Consider the following 584-nt stretch of genomic DNA (forward strand, 5'->3'; position numbering starts at 1 on the left):
CACTTTCTCAAAGTGGTAAAATAAACGAGTATCTAAAGTAAGATGTAAAATAACTTGTTCCGGACGCGTAGCTCAGCTGGATAGAGTACCTGGCTACGAACCAGGCGGTCGGAGGTTCGAATCCTCCCGCGTCCGCCACTTTCTCAAAGTGGTAAAAATAGAGAATTTGATATACGGACGCGTAGCTCAGCTGGATAGAGTACCTGGCTACGAACCAGGCGGTCGGAGGTTCGAATCCTCCCGCGTCCGCCACATCAAACCAATTGATGTGAGAAATAACCGACGGAAGTCGGTTTTTTTATGCCTAAAATTTAGATCGTGTTCCGAGTTGGCTAATTTAAATGTTGAAGGTTCACTCTCCATAAAGCAAGTCCCACGTTCGCCACATCAAACCAATTGATGTGAGAAATAACCATTGAGCGTCGTTTTTTATACCTAGAATTTATTCTGTTTTAGCTAATCAGGCTGTCGAAGGTTCACTCTTCATAAAGCAAGTCCCACGTCCGGCACATCAAACCAATTGATGTGAGAAATAGCCATTGAGCGTCGGTTTTTTATGACTGAAATTTAGATCGTGTTCCGAG

General features: G+C 44.0%; 2 tRNA genes. Both read left to right on the forward strand.

Annotated elements, in window-relative coordinates:
- Positions 1-61 precede the first annotated feature (61 nt).
- Positions 62-138: transfer RNA gene (locus tag C1E24_RS20690), tRNA-Arg, on the forward strand.
- Between the two features lie 37 nt (positions 139-175).
- A tRNA-Arg gene (locus C1E24_RS20695) sits at positions 176-252 on the forward strand.
- Positions 253-584 lie beyond the last annotated feature (332 nt).

This window comes from Pseudoalteromonas phenolica (assembly GCF_005876835.1).
GTDB classification, from domain to species: domain Bacteria; phylum Pseudomonadota; class Gammaproteobacteria; order Enterobacterales; family Alteromonadaceae; genus Pseudoalteromonas; species Pseudoalteromonas phenolica_B.